Genomic DNA, 15,864 nt, shown 5'->3' on the forward strand with positions numbered 1-15,864 from the left:
GCTGTAGCGGGGGCGGAGATCAGCGCCTCGTGCTGCTCTGACCGCCGAACGGGGTGAGAGTCCCCGGAGGGCCAGGTGGTCGAGCAGGATCGTCGGTGGATTCCGGCAGCGTCGACCGTTGGAGGTGCCCGGATGCCGGCGATGTCCGCCGTCGAGCGGCTGTTCTGCCAGAGTTCCGCCTGGGGTTGGTTCGCGGGACGGCTCGTCCTCCGCTGGGCCTTGCAGGGACGCCCGCTGCGAGGGGATGTCCTCGAGCTCGGCGCCGGCGGCGGCGCGATGGCCAAGGAGACGATGCGACAATTCCCGGCTGCGCGGCTGACCCTGACGGACGTCGACCCCGCCATGCTCGCCGCCCTCTCTCGACGACTCGGGCGCGTGCAGGGAGCGCCGCTCGTGACCGCCGACGCCACAGCACTTCCGTTCGTGGACGGCTCGTTCGACGTCGTAACCAGCTACCTGATGCTGCACCACGTCATAGACTGGGAAGCGGCGGTCGCGGAGGCCGGCCGCGTGCTGCGGCCTGGGGGCCTGCTCGTTGGCTACGACCTGGTGGAAACACGTCTTACGGAGTGGTTGCACTGGGCCGACGGGTCGCCGCACCGCTTGATGCGACGCGGACAGCTCGAGGGAGCACTGGCGGACGCCGGGCTCGAGACAACCAGCGTGCGCTACGACGGCTGGTATCAAGTCGTCCGGTTCGCCGCCCGCAAGCCCAGTTGAGCGGCGCGGGGGCAGGAGAGCGACCCGATCGGCGGCCAGGCGACAAACGCGGCCACCGGGGCCCGCCCGGACGACCGGCCCACGCTCGAACGCGGGGCTCTCGCACTGCCAGGCCGTCATGATCGCGTTCTAGGCGGTTCGCCACAGTCCACAAGCGGTGTGACCAGCGGAGAAATACGGCCGCACACGTCTACGAATGGCCGTGAACGCCAGCAACTGCAACCACGTCGGCGGCGACGGCAGGGCTTGACTTGCTGTCTCTCTCCCAGCACCTAGCTGCCTCGGAATCGGCCTAGAGTCAGAGCAGCTGCGAGACCTGCTGACCTTGGCGAATACCTATTCATCCACCTAACTTCGCACCATCAGCGAGGCTGGCAGGTGCAGCCGAAGGCGATATCGCCCAGCCGCTCTGCGCTGACCTTTCCGCAGCGACGGCACTCGACACGGTGCGGGTCGTGCGGCAGCGATGGGTCCGTGACGGGCCCGAGGTAGATGTAGCCGTGCTCCTCGGCGGTGGCCTGGGCCTGCTCGTACGACACTGGCTCGTTGGCGCCGTATGCGCCGAGCAGCGCGCGCTGGCGCGCTCCCCAGTCCCGCCAAAAGCAAGCGCGGCAAGTCGCTTCACCCTCGGCGTTCTTGTCCTGTACGTACACGAATCGGTAGTGCGCCACGTTCCCGCACTGCAGGCAGCGGGTGAGCAGCCAGTCGTCGGGCCGCGTGAAGGACTCCAACGCCTCTAAGCCGCCTTGGCGCAGGATCACTGCGATGTGGTCGTGACAGTAGGCCGGCTTGCTTCGCGTCCTGAAGGCCGCGGCGGTCGTGCAGAACTGGACCGAGCAGACCTGATCGGTGCTCACGGGCTCGCGGCGCAGCGGTCTCGGTGGCTTGGGCGGCTTTGGGACGGGCCGCTGGTCTAGCAGGACCGACCTGTAGGGGTCTCGCCTCGGGGGTTTGCTTGGAACGGCGTCCTCGCTGATGAGATCTTCGACCACGGTGAGCGCCTTGCCGTCGAGGCATCTCAGAAAGTCATCCTCGGTCATGACCTCGATCGCCTGACCGTTGTCCTGCAGTTCGAAAGCCTTGCGGGCCTTCCCGGTGACGTTGGACCCCGGGCGCAGAACCGCAGGATTGATATCGCCCACTACGAGGACGTTGGTGCGCTTTGTCGTGTTCTGCTCGGGCGTGGCTCCGACGCGGGCACACTCCTGCCGGGCGACGTCACGAGTCATGGACATCAGGGTTCCGGTAAACACCACAACTCGGCCGTAGAGGTAGCCGTCCGGGTCGGCGTCAGCGTTGACCTCGATGGGAGTGAAGTTTCGGCTGCCCGTACCGACCGCCACGCTGCCCGCGTAGAGCCCGCTGCTCATGCGCCCGATGGACATGTGGTGAGCAGCTGCGAGGCCCGCGAGGTCGGTGACTCCCGCTTCGGCTGCCAGCGCCCTCACAACACCGACGACGCCGTGCGCATCGGCCAGAGGGTCGTGATGCTCTCCCATCGCGCACCCCAAGGACTCCGCGACGAAGGGCAACCGGTACGACGGCAGGCTGATGGCTCTGCGGGACATGACCATCGAGCACAGGAAGCGCATCTCGGGCCACTCGATGTTGTCCACCGCGCAGGCGTAGCGGATTACGCCGATGTCGAAGCCTGCGTTGTGGGTGACCACCACGTCGCCCCCGATGTAGTCCACGATGGCGGGCAAGACGACGTCCCAACGCGGGGCGTCGCGCACCTGGTCGGCGTCGATGCCGTGGAGCATCGTGTGGAACGGTTCGAAGAAGTCCGCCCTGGCCGGTGGCCTGATGAGCCAGCGGCGCTCATCAACGGGGTGGCCGTCGCGCACCCGAACGAGCCCGACGGCGCAGGGCGATCCTCGGTAGGAGTTGGCGGTCTCGAAGTCGATGGCGGTGAAGTCGAGCATCGGTCACACCAACGCTTGCTCGTGGACCCGTGCGGCAAACGCCTCGGGGAACTCCGCGAGCTCAGGGGCGTTTAGGTCGGTCGGCATGATCCACGGCGTCTGGCCTGTCCCCGGTCGAGCGGTGCGGCGTCGGCGTTCCTCGTCGGTCCTGAGCCACATCCGCCATGCGTGGCCGAAATGGTTCGCGGTCGTCAACGCTCGCTGACTGGGCGTGTCCTCAGCAGGCACGAAGTCGGCGGGGTCGGGGGCGACGGGGAACGTCGGTTCCTTGTGGGCCTTCGAACCGCCCCGCCGCTTGAAGGCGGCGATGGCGTCGAGGATCGCTTGTTGGTGCTCGTGCGTCGACGCCACGAGGAGCTCTATGTCGGCACGCGTCAGCGGTTCGCCTTTGACCGGTAGCCCATCGAGCACGGAGCCATCGGTGACCAGGACCACGCAGGAATGCGTCAAAGAGCGAACCTTATCCATGGCGTCCGGATCGTTAGCAGCGTCGATCACGACCGCGTTGGTGTTCGAGACCTCCGTCGCCAATCTGTTGGTGATCCACACGGCGATGGCGTCGGTGTCGGGCTGCCTGTCGATGGTTGCGATCCCCCGCACGCTGCTTCCCTTCTCTTGAACCACAAGCTTGATACACCGGCAGCCTAACGACGCGCACCGACACTCGGGGGCAGTTCGCGGGCCGGCGGCGACGTCCTCACACCTTTCAACACTTCAATCCACCCCCTAGCATTCGGCATACTCTTTTGCCAAAGGTCGGGGGCCGTCATTTGTCGGCCGGCCGCATCTCGACGCTGGCCTGCCGCAGGGCAGCACGGTAACTGCTGAGTTCATTGTTGTAGCGGCGTTCGCGGCGGATGAATGCTTCGACACCACCTTCGAGTATCTGTTGGATGTCGGCTCGTACGCGCTGGTCCTCCAGCGGTCCACAGTGCTCCACGCAAGTGCCGGTCGCCTCATCGACGTCGTGACGAACGGTGATGCCGCGACCGGTGTTCTCTAGGACTACGACGCGCTCCGCGTCGGCGTTGACGGGGATGTTGGCGTTGTGGGTGATGACGATGACCTGTCGGTTCCATCGGCTGGCCCGTAGTTGGCGGACCACGAGTTGGGTGATCCACTCGGTATCGAGGTCGTCTTCGGGTTGATCCAGGACCAGCGGATCGTTGCCGTGGTGAAGAACGAAGCTAAGCATCGCGGCGCTTCGCTGGCCGGGACTGCCGGCCGTGAGCGGTTGCCAGTCCCGGTGGCGGGCGGGGTCGCCGCCGTCGCGCAGGAAGTCCATGTCAATGACCTCCTCGGCGATCTCTGCCGCCAGTCGCGTGCGTACCAGCGGGTCGAGTTCAGCGAGTCTGCGGGCGAAGGCCGAGCGGAGCGAGGCGTCTCGGGCCAAGGCGTCGAGGTCACCGGCGATGAGGGCGTGGCGCCATTGCGCGGTTCGGGCTGCTCTTGTCTCTGCGTCAGCCCACAGCCAACTGGCTAGGGCAGGTAGGTCGGTAAGGAAGCCGTCGGCGCGAAGGTTAAGCAGGTCTCGGACCCGTGCAACCCAAGCACTGGTGTCGGCGTTGTCCTGGAAAGTGAAGCGCAGCATGCCACTGCGGTCTTGGATCTGGTCGAGCAGTGCCCGACGTCGATCTCGGCGGTCCTCGTAGAGGTCATGGATGGCTTGCCAGGCCCGGGTGGCGTCCTGAGCAAACTCAGGCAGTTTCTGAGCGCGCGCTTCAAGCTGGTGTAGGTGCGTGGTTTGGTCTTCCAACTGAGCGCGGACTTGTTCGTAGGCCTTTGGGTCCAGGCCGAGAGCAGCGAGCTCGCCGAGGTACGCGGCGCTGTCCTCTTTGGCCGCGGACACGGCTTGCGGCCACGGCCCACTATCGCGGCGCTCGCCCAGCCCGTGTATCTCCTGTCGAGCGCGGGTGATCGCGTCGAGCACGGCGCCTCGAGCACGGTCAGTGATGACGTCGAGCCCCCGCGGAGGCCGGTGTACTCGGTCTGTGCCTCTGCATCCTCACCGGCTTCACTCAGGTCCGGCACCACAACCTCGACGGAGGGTCGCGGAAGCCGTCGCTGAGCGGCATCGGCCAGGTCAGTGAGAGCTTGCGCGGTCTCCTCCAGCCGACGATCCAGCTCCCGGTCTTGCGACAAGATCCGGTCGTTGCGGGCGCGCCGCGCCCTGCTGGCCTCATTGTCGAAGGCCTCAACCTGCCGGGTGAGCTCATCGACGCGCTCGCGGACCAGGCCCCGCTCAGCGATGGCGGTCTGCTCCGTCTCGAGGCGGCGGATCGCGCCAACCCAGGTTGTGCGGGCCTCGTCCAGGGCTCGATCGAACGCGGCGGCCCCACCCGCTCCCGGCGCTCCTGCGGCCAGCGCATCGTCGACGAGGGCTAGCAAGTTGCGAGACGTGGAGTGTGGGTCATGGGAACTCCCCGCCGAGCGCTCAAAGAGCTCCTTCTGGCCGATCACCCGAACCCTAAAGTCTGTCGAGGTGAGGTGATCGGCGGCCCGCAGCGTTTGGCTGCCGTCCGCGAGCGTCCAAGTCGTCCGTTGATGCTCACCGGTGTGAGGAAGGTGGTGAACCGCGGTTATTGACGCATCACCGAAGACCGCCTCGAGGAACCGCTCGGCCTCGTCCCTAGCCTGCGTCGGCAACCCGGCGGTTTCGCCGTAGAGACAGCGCAGTCCTGCGACGACGGTGGACTTGCCCGCTCCCCGCCCGCCAACCAGAACCGTTAACCGGGGATCGAAAGTCACCTTGAGCGGCTGCTCGCTTGTGGCCAGTCCGGCGAGGGTGATCTCACTGATGTAGGCGTGCCCGACGTCGTTTGGGGTCTGGGCGGTGCCCCGGTAGCGGCTATCCCAGCCGCAGATGATGCGAGCTTCGTGATCAAGGAACGCCTGCCGCATACCCTCCAGGCTCGGTTCCTGCATGCGAATCCACGTATAGCGGGAGCCCAGGTCCTCCAGCCGGTAGGCGTCGCTGGTCCAAACGAACGGTAGCCGCGGCAGGCAGGGAAAGTCGGTCAGCTCCCGACGGGTGAACCGGCCGCGCCAGGTGTCGGCCTGCTGGTGTTCGGCTCCGTCACCAATGTCAATAGCCCCGAGGCGATCGTGGTGCAGCGCCTTCCACCGCAGCTGGCTGGTGACGGTGTCTTGACGTACGAGGCCGTTCTCACCGAAGGCGTGCGGCGCAATTGCTAGAACGTCGTCGGGCAGCTTGTCGAGGATCTGCGGCACCGTGTTCGGCGCTGGCGCCGGCTCCCCAGCCCGGGACGGGTTGAACGGTGGGTGATCGGGCCCGAAGCCGCAGGCGCTGTAGAGAAGTGGCCTCAGGTCCTCGGCCGAGCGCTCCGGGCCCATGAACAAGATGAGGTGCGCACCGTCGGAGCCGGTGGCAGTGGTGATCTCGAGCCCGGGAAAGACGACGATCCCGTGGCGCTGGCCGGCGGCGAGCATCGTGTCCACCCAGTCCACGCTGTTGTGGTCGGCGAGTACCAGGACCTCGAGCCCGACTGCGGCAGCCGTGGCCATGTACCGGTCCGCAGCGGCGATGCGCTGTTCGGGTGTCTGAATCTGCCAGGCACTATCGGGGCCGCGAAACCGCGGCTCCCCCGGCGTGGCGACCTGCAGGTCGCACTTCCACCACCGACTCATCGTCTCCCCGCTTCCCAACCATCGGCCAAGCGCACGTCAGCTGACCCCCTGGCGACCAGCCAGCGCCTGCAGTCAATGAGCTGCCGCGTGAGCCCTATCTACCAGGCAACAGAGACGGAGCTCTTTAGTCGGCGGCATCGACCTCCTCGAGGTTGCGCTCGCGGGCGCCTTCATCGGCAAACCGGCCCCACGAGGATGGTCTGCGATGGCGTCACGATATTGACGGCGACGACCGACATCTTCGCTACTGGACTACCGAGTCCATCCGTGAACCCCGACGTCGGCTCTCGCAGCTCCTCCAGGCTCTACCGGAGTTCTCAAGATCACGAGACATCACAGACCCGTGAATAGGGGTGCTGCGGGCGCGCGTCAGCGCGGGGCGGGCGGAGCCCGTCCTCCAGTTCTTCTCCAGTCCGGTCAGGCGGCGGGGTCGAGGACCACGGTGTGCCCCAGGCGTTCGAGCTGGGCGACCAGCCGGCGAGTGTGCGCCTCTCGTTGCGGCGGGCCAGCCAGTCCGCGCCGAGTTCCTGGAAGGGCTCGTCGCGGGTGAGCATCCAGCAGGCCGAGACCAGGATCGAGTGCGCAACCGCGACCTGCGCCCGGCCCGTGCCACGGCGGGCGGTCAGCCGGGCGTGCTGGGCGGAGAGGTAGTTGACGCCCTTCATCCGGGCAGTCGCCGCGGCCGCCTCGACCAGCATCGTGGTCAGCCACTTGTTGCCGTGCCGCGCGCCGGTGGGGCTGCGTTTGCCGGCCGACTCGTAGACCGCCGGCGCCACTCCGGCCCACGCGGCCAGATGGGCCGCGGAGGGAAAGCGGGACATGTCCCCGCCGGTCTCGGCGAGGATCACCTGGGCGACCTTCTCCCCCACCCCGGGAATGGTCTGCAGGAGCTGGATCTGGTGCGCCCACGGCCGGCAGGCGGTGGCGATCACGGCGTCGAGGTCGGCGAGGTCGGCCTCGACCGCGTCCAGCCGCCCGAGGATGGAGCGGGTCAGCTCGGCGTGGCCGGCGTCGAAGTGCCCGATCAGCGCCTCGGTCAGCTCCGGGATCTTGGCGCGCATCTTGCCCTTGGCCAGCTCCGCCAGCACCCGCGCGTCACGCTCGCCGTCGATCAGCGCGGCGAGCATCGCCCGCGCCGAGACCGTGGTCAGGCTCGAGGCGACGACCGAGAGCTTGATCGAGGCGTCCTCCAGCATGCCTTCCAGCCGGGTCGCCTCCCGGGTGCGGTCGCCCATCAGCTGCACCCGGTAGCGGGTCAGCATCCGCAGCCGGCGGATATCGGGCGGTGGCACGAACGACGGGCGCAGCAGCCCGTGCTCGAGCAGCTGGGCGATCCACTCGGCGTCCTTGACGTCGGTCTTGCGGCCCGGGACGGCCTTCATGTGCGCGGCGTTGAGCAGCCAGACCTCCAGCACCTCCTCCAGGCAGTAGAACGCGCCCTTCCAGTACGTCGAGGTCGACTCCATCGCCGCGATCGTCACGCCCTCCGCAAGCAGCCAATCGCGCATCACCTGCAGCGCCCGGGTCGTGGACTTGAACGTCCGCGTCTGACTGCTGCGCCGGCCACCCGGGCCGGGCGTGCGCACGCAGACGCTCAGGGATGCCTTGCCGATGTCCAGCCCGGCGACCCGCTCGAACAGCACCTCCATGGAGATCCCTCCTCCGGTCGACGACCTTCAGGGCGTCGTCCGGAGGGCCCTCTGCCAGGACACAGACCCACGCGCTCGCAGCAGCAATCAGGGGCACCCGAGAACCCCGCGCCATACACCTCAACGGGCTCGCCCGCACCAATGTGATCCGACGTCGCCGGACGACTGGAGAATTCTCATCCCCAGGGCCAGCGATTCAAGATCGCGAGCCGTTACACCTCATGCATCCAGGCGGGAGTTGGCGGCATCCTGCGGGAGAGCCGACACGTCCCGTGTCCCGTGCTCTAGAGCTGTACCCGCTTGGGACCGTCCCGCGATGGATGCGTTGCGGGGTTTGACCCCGGGGCCTCAAGTGGCTTGAGCCGTAGGTGCCGCGTCCCCCGTCTCTTCTCAGGCAGCCGAACCTCTTGTCCGCATCAGTGGAGTGAACCGCGGCAGGTCTGTCATCGCGTGCGACCCACCCCGCGCCCTCGGGTCCGGGTATAACGCGGCTCCTTGGGATCCCCACCCTGATCGAAAGGCAACGACTGCAGCTGAACTGGAGATCTCCTTCCTACGGTCCGGCCGTGATGTCGTTGCACAAGCTGACTGCCGGCGACGGCTACACGTATCTGACCCGGCAGGTGGCAGCGCTGGATGCCACCGAACGCGGCCACGTCGGCTTGGGCGACTACTACTCACAGCGCGGTGAGTCGCCGGGCATGTGGGCCGGCGCAGGACTGGCTGGACTGGTCGGGGTGGTCGCCGGGGAGCCGGTCGAGGAGCAGCAGATGAAGTCGCTGTTCGGGCAGGGCCGCCACCCGGATGCAACGCGTCTCGAGCGCGAGAGCCTGGCCGCAGGACGCTCTTCGGAGGAGGCGCGCGCCGTAGGTGCCCTCGGCGTACCGTTCCGCACCTTCCCCGCGCCCGCGGACGGTCTTCAGGCACGCTGCGCGCAGGAGTACGCCGCGGTCAATGCGGCTCGCGGCTCGCCAACTGGGGCCGCCCTTCCGGCAGAGGATCGAGCTCGTATACGCGGCGATCTGGCGCGGGCCATGTTCGCCGAGACTTATGGCCGGCCACCGTCCGATGCGCGGGAGCTGTCCGGGTTCATCGCCCGGGCGTCCCGCCCGGCGACGACCGCGGTGGCCGGCTTCGATCTGACGTTCTCGCCGGTGAAGTCTGTCTCGACGCTGTGGGCTCTGGCGCCGCGAGCGGTAGCCGAGCAGATAGAGGCCGCCCATGCCGCCGCAGTCGCTGACACGCTGAGGTGGCTGGAGCGGCACGCCTGCTTCACGCGGCTCGGCCACGACGGAGTTCGCCAGGTGGAGACGACTGGGCTGGTCGCTGCAGTGTTCACCCACCGCGACTCACGAGCCGGTGATCCAGATCTGCACACGCACGTTGCCGTGAGCAACAAGGTGCAGACGACCGACGGCCAGTGGCGCGCGCTGGACGGCCGAGTCCTGTACAAGGCCAACGTCGCGGCGTCGGAGAGGTACAACACCGTCCTGGAAGCCGGACTGGTGGAGCGCCTCGGGGTCCGCTTCGCCGACCGCCCCGGCCGGAAAGCTGGAAAGCGAGCAGTGCGTGAGATCGTCGGCATCGATCCACGGCTGCTCGCCGCTTGGTCGTCGCGGCGGCGAGCCATCGATGTCCGGCGCGGTGACCTCGCCGCCGCCTTCCAACGAGACCACGGCCGGACGCCGACGGCGATTGAGGCGATCGCCTTGGCCCAGCAGGCCACCCTGGAGACGCGGGAGGCCAAGCACGAACCCCGCTCCCTCGCCGAGCAACGGGCCGCCTGGCGACAGGAGGCCCTCGGCGTGCTCGGCGGAACGGCGCGGCTGACCCGCATGCTCGCCGACGTCCTGCGGCCCAAGAGGGCCCCGGCACCGGACGTCACCGATGGATGGGTGCAGTCGACCGCTGGCCGGGTGCTGGCCACTGTTGCGGATCAGCGGGCGACCTGGCAGTTCTGGCACGTCCGTGCCGAGGCCGAACGAGTGGTGCGCGCTGCAGCCCTCGTGCCGGGCGACGTGGACGCCGCCGTGCACCGGGTGACAGAGGCCGCGTTATCCCCCGCTCTGTCCATCCCGATAGGCGGCGCTGATTCGGTGGTCGAGCCGCCGGAGCTGTACCGATCCGACGGGAGCAGCGTGTACAGCGTCGCCGGCGACCAGCTCTACACGTCCCGGGCGGTGCTGGACGCCGAGGCCCGATTGCTGACAGCCGCGAGCCGTACCGACGGGCGCCGGGTGGATCCCATCGTGGCCGAGCTGGCGCTGCTCGAGACCGCCGCCAACGGCGGACAGCTCAATCCGGGCCAGGCCCAGATGGTGCGGGAACTGGCGGGCAGCGGCGCCCGGGTGCAGCTGGCCGTCGCCCCGGCGGGCACCGGCAAGACCACCTCCCTGGCCGTCCTCTCCCGAGCCTGGACGGCGGGCGGCGGCCACGTGCTGGGTCTAGCGCCGTCGGCGGTAGCGGCTGCCGGGCTGCGGGAAGCCGTCGCCGCCTACAGCGACACCGTCGCGAAACTCGTCTGGGCCATCGACGGCGACCAGCTGCCCGACTGGGTTGCCGACGTCGGGCCGGGCACCCTGGTCATCGTCGACGAGGCCGGCATGGCCGGCACGCTCGAGCTCTCTCGCATCGTCGAGTTCGTGCTCGGCCGGGGCGGGTCGGTGCGGCTGGTCGGCGACGACCGGCAGCTGGCCTCGGTCGCCGCCGGCGGTGTCCTGCGGGAGATCGCCGCGACGCACGGCGCGGTGACGCTGACCGAGCTGGTGCGGTTCACCGACGGGGCGGAGGCGGCCGCGACCGTCGCCATCCGGGACGGGGACACGATCGGGCTTGGCTTCTATCTCGACTCCGGCCGGGTGCACGTCGGCGATCCGGCGACCTGCGCCGAGCAGGCGTACCTGGCCTGGGCCGCCGATCGCGAACGGGAGGTCGACGCCCTGCTGCTGGCCGCCACCCGTGACACCGTCCTTGCGCTCAACCAGCGGGCCCGGGCCGACCGCCTCACCCAGCTGCGGGAGCCGGTGGGACTGGAGGTGATACTCGCGGACGGCACCCGCGCCAGCGCCGGGGACATGATCATCACCCGTGCGAACGACCGGGCTCTGCCGATCACCGAAGGCGACTGGGTGAAGAACGGTGACCGCTGGACGGTCGCCGCCGTCCACGCCGACGGCAGCCTGGCTGTCATCCAGACCCCTACCCGTCGACGGGTCACCCTGCCCGGGGCTTACGTGCGCGATCACGTGCAGCTCGGCTATGCCACCACGGTGCACGGCGCCCAGGGGGTCACCGCCGAGGCCTGTCACACCGTGCTGGGCGGCACCGAGTCCCGACAGCTGCTTTACGTGGCGCTGTCCCGCGGCCGCAACGCCAACCACGTGTACCTGGCCACCGTCGGCGACGGCGATCCACACAGCATCGTCACCCCTGCCGCCGTGTCTCCGCCCTGCGCCACCGACCTGCTGGTCGGCATCCTGGCCCGGGACGGCGCGCAGATCTCGGCCACCGGCGCACATAGGACGTCGGTCGACCCCGCGGGGCAGCTGAACTGCGCCGTGAACCGGTACGTCGACGCGCTGCGCTTCGCCGCTAGCTACCGCCTCGGTGCTGAGACCGCAGAAATACTGGAGAACGCTGCCGAACGCTTGTGCGCAGGGCTGACCAGTGCCGCGGCGTGGCCGGCGCTCCGCGGTCACCTGGCATTGCTCGCCCTCACCGGCGCGAACCCCCTCGCCGTTCTGAGAACCGCGCTCGAGGCCCGAGAATTGCAGACGGCAGGCGACCCCGCCGCCGTCATCGACTGGCGGTTGCACGTTCCCGGGCCGGTCGGCCCGCTCCCCTGGCTGCCCGGCATACCGGCCGCGCTAGCCGCCGATCCGCATTGGGGTCCCTACCTCACCGCCCGCGCGGGTCACCTCGCCGCCTGCGCGGCGCGGGTAGCCGCGGCAACAGCTGAGATGACAGCGGCCACCGCACCCGCCTGGGCGCGGTACCTGCTAGGCCCGAACCATGCTCCGCTCCGGGCGGAGCTCGCCATCTGGCGGGCCGCGCTCGCGGTTCCTGACAACGACCGGCGCCCCACCGGGCCATCCCGAGAACCAGCCACGGAACGCCGCCATCAGGCACGACTGGAACAGGCGGTGGTTGCCACCGGCCCCACCCGCGACAGCTCGGTGTGGGTCGCACTCGCCGACGGCATCGATCCGCGCATCCGACGAGACGAACACTGGCCGGTCCTTGCCGACCGGCTGGCCGCCGCCACTCGCGCCGGTCTAGATGCGGCCGGCATGCTCGCCGCCGTGGCTGCCCAGCGGCCGCTGCCCGATGACGTGCCTGCCGCGGCCCTGTGGTGGCGGCTGGCCCCCCATCTCGCTCCGGCGACGGTTGCCGCTGCCCCGGGCACGGCCGCGCCACGCCCGGACTGGTGCGCCACCCTGTCGGCCCTGCTGCCCCACGAGGAGGCGCAGGGTGTACTGGCCGACCCAGCGTGGCCGGCCCTGGTCGCCGGGGTCGCCAACGGCATAAGGGCAGGCTGGTCCCCCGCCGACCTGCTCAGCGCCGCAGTGGCCGGCCTCCCGCCCGCAGTGACCGGCGACCGCACTGGCCTGGTGGAGGCACTGGTATTCCGGGTCGCCGCCCTCACCGACCCCGCCCCGGCCCACGTCGACGATCCCGAACCGCTGCCGGCCGATCTGCAACCGCCCGACGACGCGCACCTCCTGCCCCCCATGGACGTCCCTGTGTCCGCTGCCTTCTTGGCGACGGACGTGCTACCCGTCGAGGAGGAGGCGCCGTTCAACCCCGACTACGACACCCCTCCCCCGGCGTCCTCGCCCCGGTGGTTCACACCGGACCCGTTTTCGGTCACCGACGTGAGGGACACAGCCGACGACGCCGACTACTTGCTCGAGCAGCACTTCTGGGCCACCGCCGTCGTTGGCCGAACCCGACTCATCGAGCTCAACGCCCAAGCCGCCGCCTTCTTCACCGCTCGCTACCCCGACTCCTGGGCTCGCGGCTACCTGCAGGACCGGCTGGGCACCGACCTCTTCGTCGATCCGCGGTTCAGCCCCGGTTACGCACCAGGCGGCTGGACCGCGCTCGTCGGGCACCTGCGCGGCCTCGGCGCCACCGAGGACGAACTGCTCGCCGCCGGGCTGGCTCAGCGCGCTCGCACCGGGGCGCTGATCGACCGTTTCCGTGACCGGCTCACCTTCCCAATTCACGACCTCGACGGCGCCATCGTCGGCTTCGTCGCCCGGCGCAACCCCACGGCACCCGCCGACGGACCCGCCGGGCCGAAGTACCTAAACACTCCTGGCACTGACCTGTACCGCAAAGGCGAGCACCTGTTTGGGCTCCACGAGGCGGGGGCCGCACTGGCCGCGGGGGCCACCCCAGCTCTCGTCGAGGGACCGCTGGACGCGATCGCCCTCACCCTGGCCGGTGGCGGGCAAACCGTTGGCGTCGCCACCCTCGGTACGGCCCTCACCGACCGGCAAGCGGACCTCTTAGGAGCGTGCATCAGTCTTGGCGGTCCAGGCATCCTGGTGGCCACCGACAACGACCCCGCCGGACAGCAGGCCGCCGAGCGCGTCTTCTGGCAACTCACGACCCGTGGCGATGACCCGCGCCGGCTCGCCCTCCCCGACGGGCTGGATCCCGCCGATGTCTTCCACCGCGAGGGACCGACCGCGCTGCGGACGGCCATCGACGCGGCGAGCAGCCTCGCTGACAGTCTTCTCGACGGTCGCCTCACCGCCGCGCTGTCCGACACGAGCCCCGCGGGCGTCCGCGCGGCATTGCGGGACGTAGGCGCGATCATCGTGGCCCTACCGCCCAGCCGGTGGCTGGCGCACATTGACCGCGTCACGGAGGCCTTCGATTTTCCGCCCGGCACTGTCCACAGGGCCGTGCTCGACACCGAACCCATCACTGCGTCCGCTCGCAGGACCACGGCCAGTCCGCGACAGGCGATTCGCTCGACTCCCTCAAACCAGGATCGTCACCAAACCGGTCAAACGGAAGGGCCGTCGCGTAGCACCCCACCTGACCTCCACCCCTCCCGGTAGACGTTCCTCTGTGGACTGGGGGCCCGGCAGCCATTTCGCCTTCTAGGAACGGACTCGTGTTAGGAGGATCTCCCCACGGTCGACAGGCAGACCTCAACGAAGGCGACCGCTCGCGGTGAGGTTCGGGCACTACGGCTGAAGGCGGCCCTCGGCCCTTTGGACGATGCGCAGCAGCAGATCGGCCAACTGAATCACTTCCCCGGCTTCGACCGGGTCATCGAATTGGACGGCTCTGTGGCTGGCGGGGTTCTTGTAGGCGCCGATGGCGCCGGCGAAAAGATCAGCGGTTGCCTGCTGTTCGCCGCCTTCTGCCTCCGGGTCGCGGAGCGCGCCATCTTTGGGACTGAAGGCCTTCCGCATCAGGTTGACCGCCAGCAACTCGTTCGGCAGCCCGGCGACCCGCCGTACCTCGACCTCAACGGCCTTCATGGCCGCGAACGACGCCGTCTCATAGTCCCCGAGCGCGAAGTTAGATCGAGCCGAGGACAACGCCGGATGCAAATCACCAGCCAGTCGGTCGGCGGCCCACACCTTCGCGACGGCATTGGGATCGTTCACAACCTCTGCGCCCGCAGCGGTGACACGATGCCAACCGCCCGGTGGATTCTGCGCCGACGGACCGACGAGGGCGTGCGACTCCAACCACGCCCAAGCGTCGGAGAGACGGGCCAGCATGACGTTCATGTCAGGGGGTTGGGGGCTCCCGTACCCCTACCGTTGTCTGAACCCTTGGATGATGTTGTTGAAGTTCGGCTCGGCACCGAGCGACTGGAGCAACCGCAGGCCGAGGTCGGGCAACGGCAGGTGCCGAACGTCGTCGTACGCGAGGGCCATGACGGCCACGTTAGGTCGGCCGCTTATCACCGGTCGAACGTCAGAGGGAGAGTGACCAGGACGGGATCCGCTGCGATCCTGCGCAGCGAGCGAGCGAGTTGACGCCCGACAGGGAGCTTCGGCGCTAATCATCAACGGCGAACTGGCGCTCGAAGCGCTCCCAACCGCTCCGTGGGGACCATCGCAGACCACTTCCTATGGTCCAGAACGCCATGAGCCAGATATGCGTCACCTCGTCCGGCAGGTCAGGTGGGGTCGTAGGTACTACGTCGTTCTTTTCCCTCCGAAGCATGTCGACAACGCCGAAGGGCGCGGTGGTAAACCCAGGCACCAGGATGAAGGCGTGCCGCTCGCTCGCCCCAGACCGAGCAAGCTTGGCTAGGACGTCGCGTTGGCTCGGTTCGAGAGGAAATCGCCCACCCAGCCCGGTACGGCGCTGCCGGTGCTGTCAACCACACCACCGGTCCGCTCGTGTGGTTGCTCGATGGTCAGATAAATCGAGCCGGGGAAGTCCGTGCCGGACTGGTTACCGCTGACAATGCCGAGGGAGCGAGCTCCCTCTTCGAGGGACCCCGGGACCTCCTGCCGTCGCCGGTGCCGCCCAATCTGGGTGACCCCGTGGCCCTCCAACTCTCGAAGGAAGCCCGGCAGCTCCCTTAGGAGGCGCTTGGCTGGGGCAGTGGGCTCCAATTGCAGCAGCCAGCCGCCGTCAAGGTCCGGCATGGTCCACCGCTCGTCGCGCCCGTTCACAAGCTTCCAAAGCTGAATGCTGTCGGGGTCGGCAGCGGCCGTGACCTCCACGGCAGCGAAAGCTCCGTCGGCAGTGATGATGTTGAGGTCATGCATACCGGGCTGCTTGCCGTCGTCGTACTGCTTCACCTTCAAGCCAAGCGTCGTCGCGATGGTCGCCGCAGCTACCTTCTCTTCAGCTCGGAGTTCGGGCATGCGACCACTGTGCCTACAGGCGGTGCCTAACGTCTCGTCGCGATCCGGGAAGCCAAGCTCTCGGAGCCC

At 68.7% G+C, this 15,864-nt stretch carries 10 protein-coding genes; 2 read left to right on the forward strand and 8 right to left on the reverse strand.

Features of this window, described 5'->3' with window-relative positions:
• Nucleotides 1–132 precede the first annotated feature (132 nt).
• Complete coding sequence (locus tag DQ237_RS00935) at nucleotides 133–720, forward strand: class I SAM-dependent methyltransferase (RefSeq protein ID WP_113796247.1); 588 nt, start codon at nucleotides 133–135, stop codon at nucleotides 718–720.
• 362 nt (nucleotides 721–1,082) lie between these two features.
• Here DQ237_RS00935 and DQ237_RS00940 read toward each other — a convergent pair whose 3' ends face one another.
• The 5 genes from DQ237_RS00940 to DQ237_RS00960 form a co-directional block, all read right to left on the reverse strand.
• Nucleotides 1,083–2,645, reverse strand: a complete 1,563-nt coding sequence (locus DQ237_RS00940; RefSeq protein ID WP_113796248.1) for an exonuclease domain-containing protein — start codon at nucleotides 2,643–2,645, stop codon at nucleotides 1,083–1,085.
• A 3-nt stretch (nucleotides 2,646–2,648) separates the two neighbouring features.
• Nucleotides 2,649–3,245 carry a hypothetical protein gene (locus DQ237_RS00945; RefSeq protein ID WP_113796249.1) on the reverse strand — a complete coding sequence of 199 codons (597 nt, stop codon included), beginning with the start codon at nucleotides 3,243–3,245 and terminating at the stop codon, nucleotides 2,649–2,651.
• A 166-nt stretch (nucleotides 3,246–3,411) separates the two neighbouring features.
• Nucleotides 3,412–3,930: a hypothetical protein gene (locus DQ237_RS20560; protein WP_369832177.1), complete on the reverse strand. Its 519-nt coding sequence runs from the start codon at nucleotides 3,928–3,930 to the stop codon at nucleotides 3,412–3,414.
• A gap of 194 nt (nucleotides 3,931–4,124) precedes the next feature.
• Complete coding sequence (locus DQ237_RS20565; protein WP_369832178.1) at nucleotides 4,125–6,170, reverse strand: hypothetical protein; 2,046 nt, start codon at nucleotides 6,168–6,170, stop codon at nucleotides 4,125–4,127.
• A 446-nt stretch (nucleotides 6,171–6,616) separates the two neighbouring features.
• Nucleotides 6,617–7,942, reverse strand: coding sequence for an IS110 family transposase (locus tag DQ237_RS00960; RefSeq protein WP_205730022.1), 1,326 nt, complete (start codon nucleotides 7,940–7,942; stop codon nucleotides 6,617–6,619).
• A gap of 569 nt (nucleotides 7,943–8,511) precedes the next feature.
• Between DQ237_RS00960 and mobF the strand changes: the two genes are divergently transcribed.
• Nucleotides 8,512–14,016 (forward strand): MobF family relaxase, encoded by a 5,505-nt coding sequence (gene mobF / locus DQ237_RS00965; protein ID WP_113797349.1) that lies wholly within the window; start codon nucleotides 8,512–8,514, stop codon nucleotides 14,014–14,016.
• Nucleotides 14,017–14,145: 129 nt separating this feature from the next.
• On the opposite strand, the gene DQ237_RS00970 is transcribed toward mobF, so the two are convergent.
• The 3 genes from DQ237_RS00970 to DQ237_RS00975 all read right to left on the reverse strand — a co-directional run bounded on the left by DQ237_RS00970 (nucleotide 14,146) and on the right by DQ237_RS00975 (nucleotide 15,795).
• Nucleotides 14,146–14,700 (reverse strand): TIGR02391 family protein, encoded by a 555-nt coding sequence (locus tag DQ237_RS00970; protein WP_166509442.1) that lies wholly within the window; start codon nucleotides 14,698–14,700, stop codon nucleotides 14,146–14,148.
• 27 nt (nucleotides 14,701–14,727) lie between these two features.
• Nucleotides 14,728–14,850, reverse strand: a complete 123-nt coding sequence (locus DQ237_RS20385) for a hypothetical protein (RefSeq protein WP_255411507.1) — start codon at nucleotides 14,848–14,850, stop codon at nucleotides 14,728–14,730.
• A 378-nt stretch (nucleotides 14,851–15,228) separates the two neighbouring features.
• A complete protein-coding gene (locus DQ237_RS00975; protein ID WP_113796252.1) occupies nucleotides 15,229–15,795 on the reverse strand; it encodes a hypothetical protein in 567 nt (188 codons plus the stop codon).
• Nucleotides 15,796–15,864: the final 69 nt, after the last annotated feature.

This window comes from Blastococcus sp. TF02-8 (assembly GCF_003319175.1).
GTDB lineage: Bacteria > Actinomycetota > Actinomycetes > Mycobacteriales > Geodermatophilaceae > Blastococcus.

What these genes read in the sequence shown, in the direction of transcription:
- DQ237_RS00935 (WP_113796247.1), top strand. Translation starts at nt 133, where the DNA reads ATGCCGGCGATGTCCGCCGTCGAGCGGCTGTTCTGCCAGAGTTCCGCC.
- DQ237_RS20385 (WP_255411507.1), bottom strand. Translation starts at nt 14,850, where the DNA reads ATGGCCCTCGCGTACGACGACGTTCGGCACCTGCCGTTGCCCGACCTC.
- DQ237_RS00970 (WP_166509442.1), bottom strand. Translation starts at nt 14,700, where the DNA reads ATGAACGTCATGCTGGCCCGTCTCTCCGACGCTTGGGCGTGGTTGGAG.
- DQ237_RS00940 (WP_113796248.1), bottom strand. Translation starts at nt 2,645, where the DNA reads ATGCTCGACTTCACCGCCATCGACTTCGAGACCGCCAACTCCTACCGA.
- DQ237_RS20565 (WP_369832178.1), bottom strand. Translation starts at nt 6,170, where the DNA reads ATGGCCACGGCTGCCGCAGTCGGGCTCGAGGTCCTGGTACTCGCCGAC.
- DQ237_RS20560 (WP_369832177.1), bottom strand. Translation starts at nt 3,930, where the DNA reads ATGGACTTCCTGCGCGACGGCGGCGACCCCGCCCGCCACCGGGACTGG.
- mobF (WP_113797349.1), top strand. Translation starts at nt 8,512, where the DNA reads ATGTCGTTGCACAAGCTGACTGCCGGCGACGGCTACACGTATCTGACC.
- DQ237_RS00960 (WP_205730022.1), bottom strand. Translation starts at nt 7,942, where the DNA reads ATGGAGGTGCTGTTCGAGCGGGTCGCCGGGCTGGACATCGGCAAGGCA.
- DQ237_RS00975 (WP_113796252.1), bottom strand. Translation starts at nt 15,795, where the DNA reads ATGCCCGAACTCCGAGCTGAAGAGAAGGTAGCTGCGGCGACCATCGCG.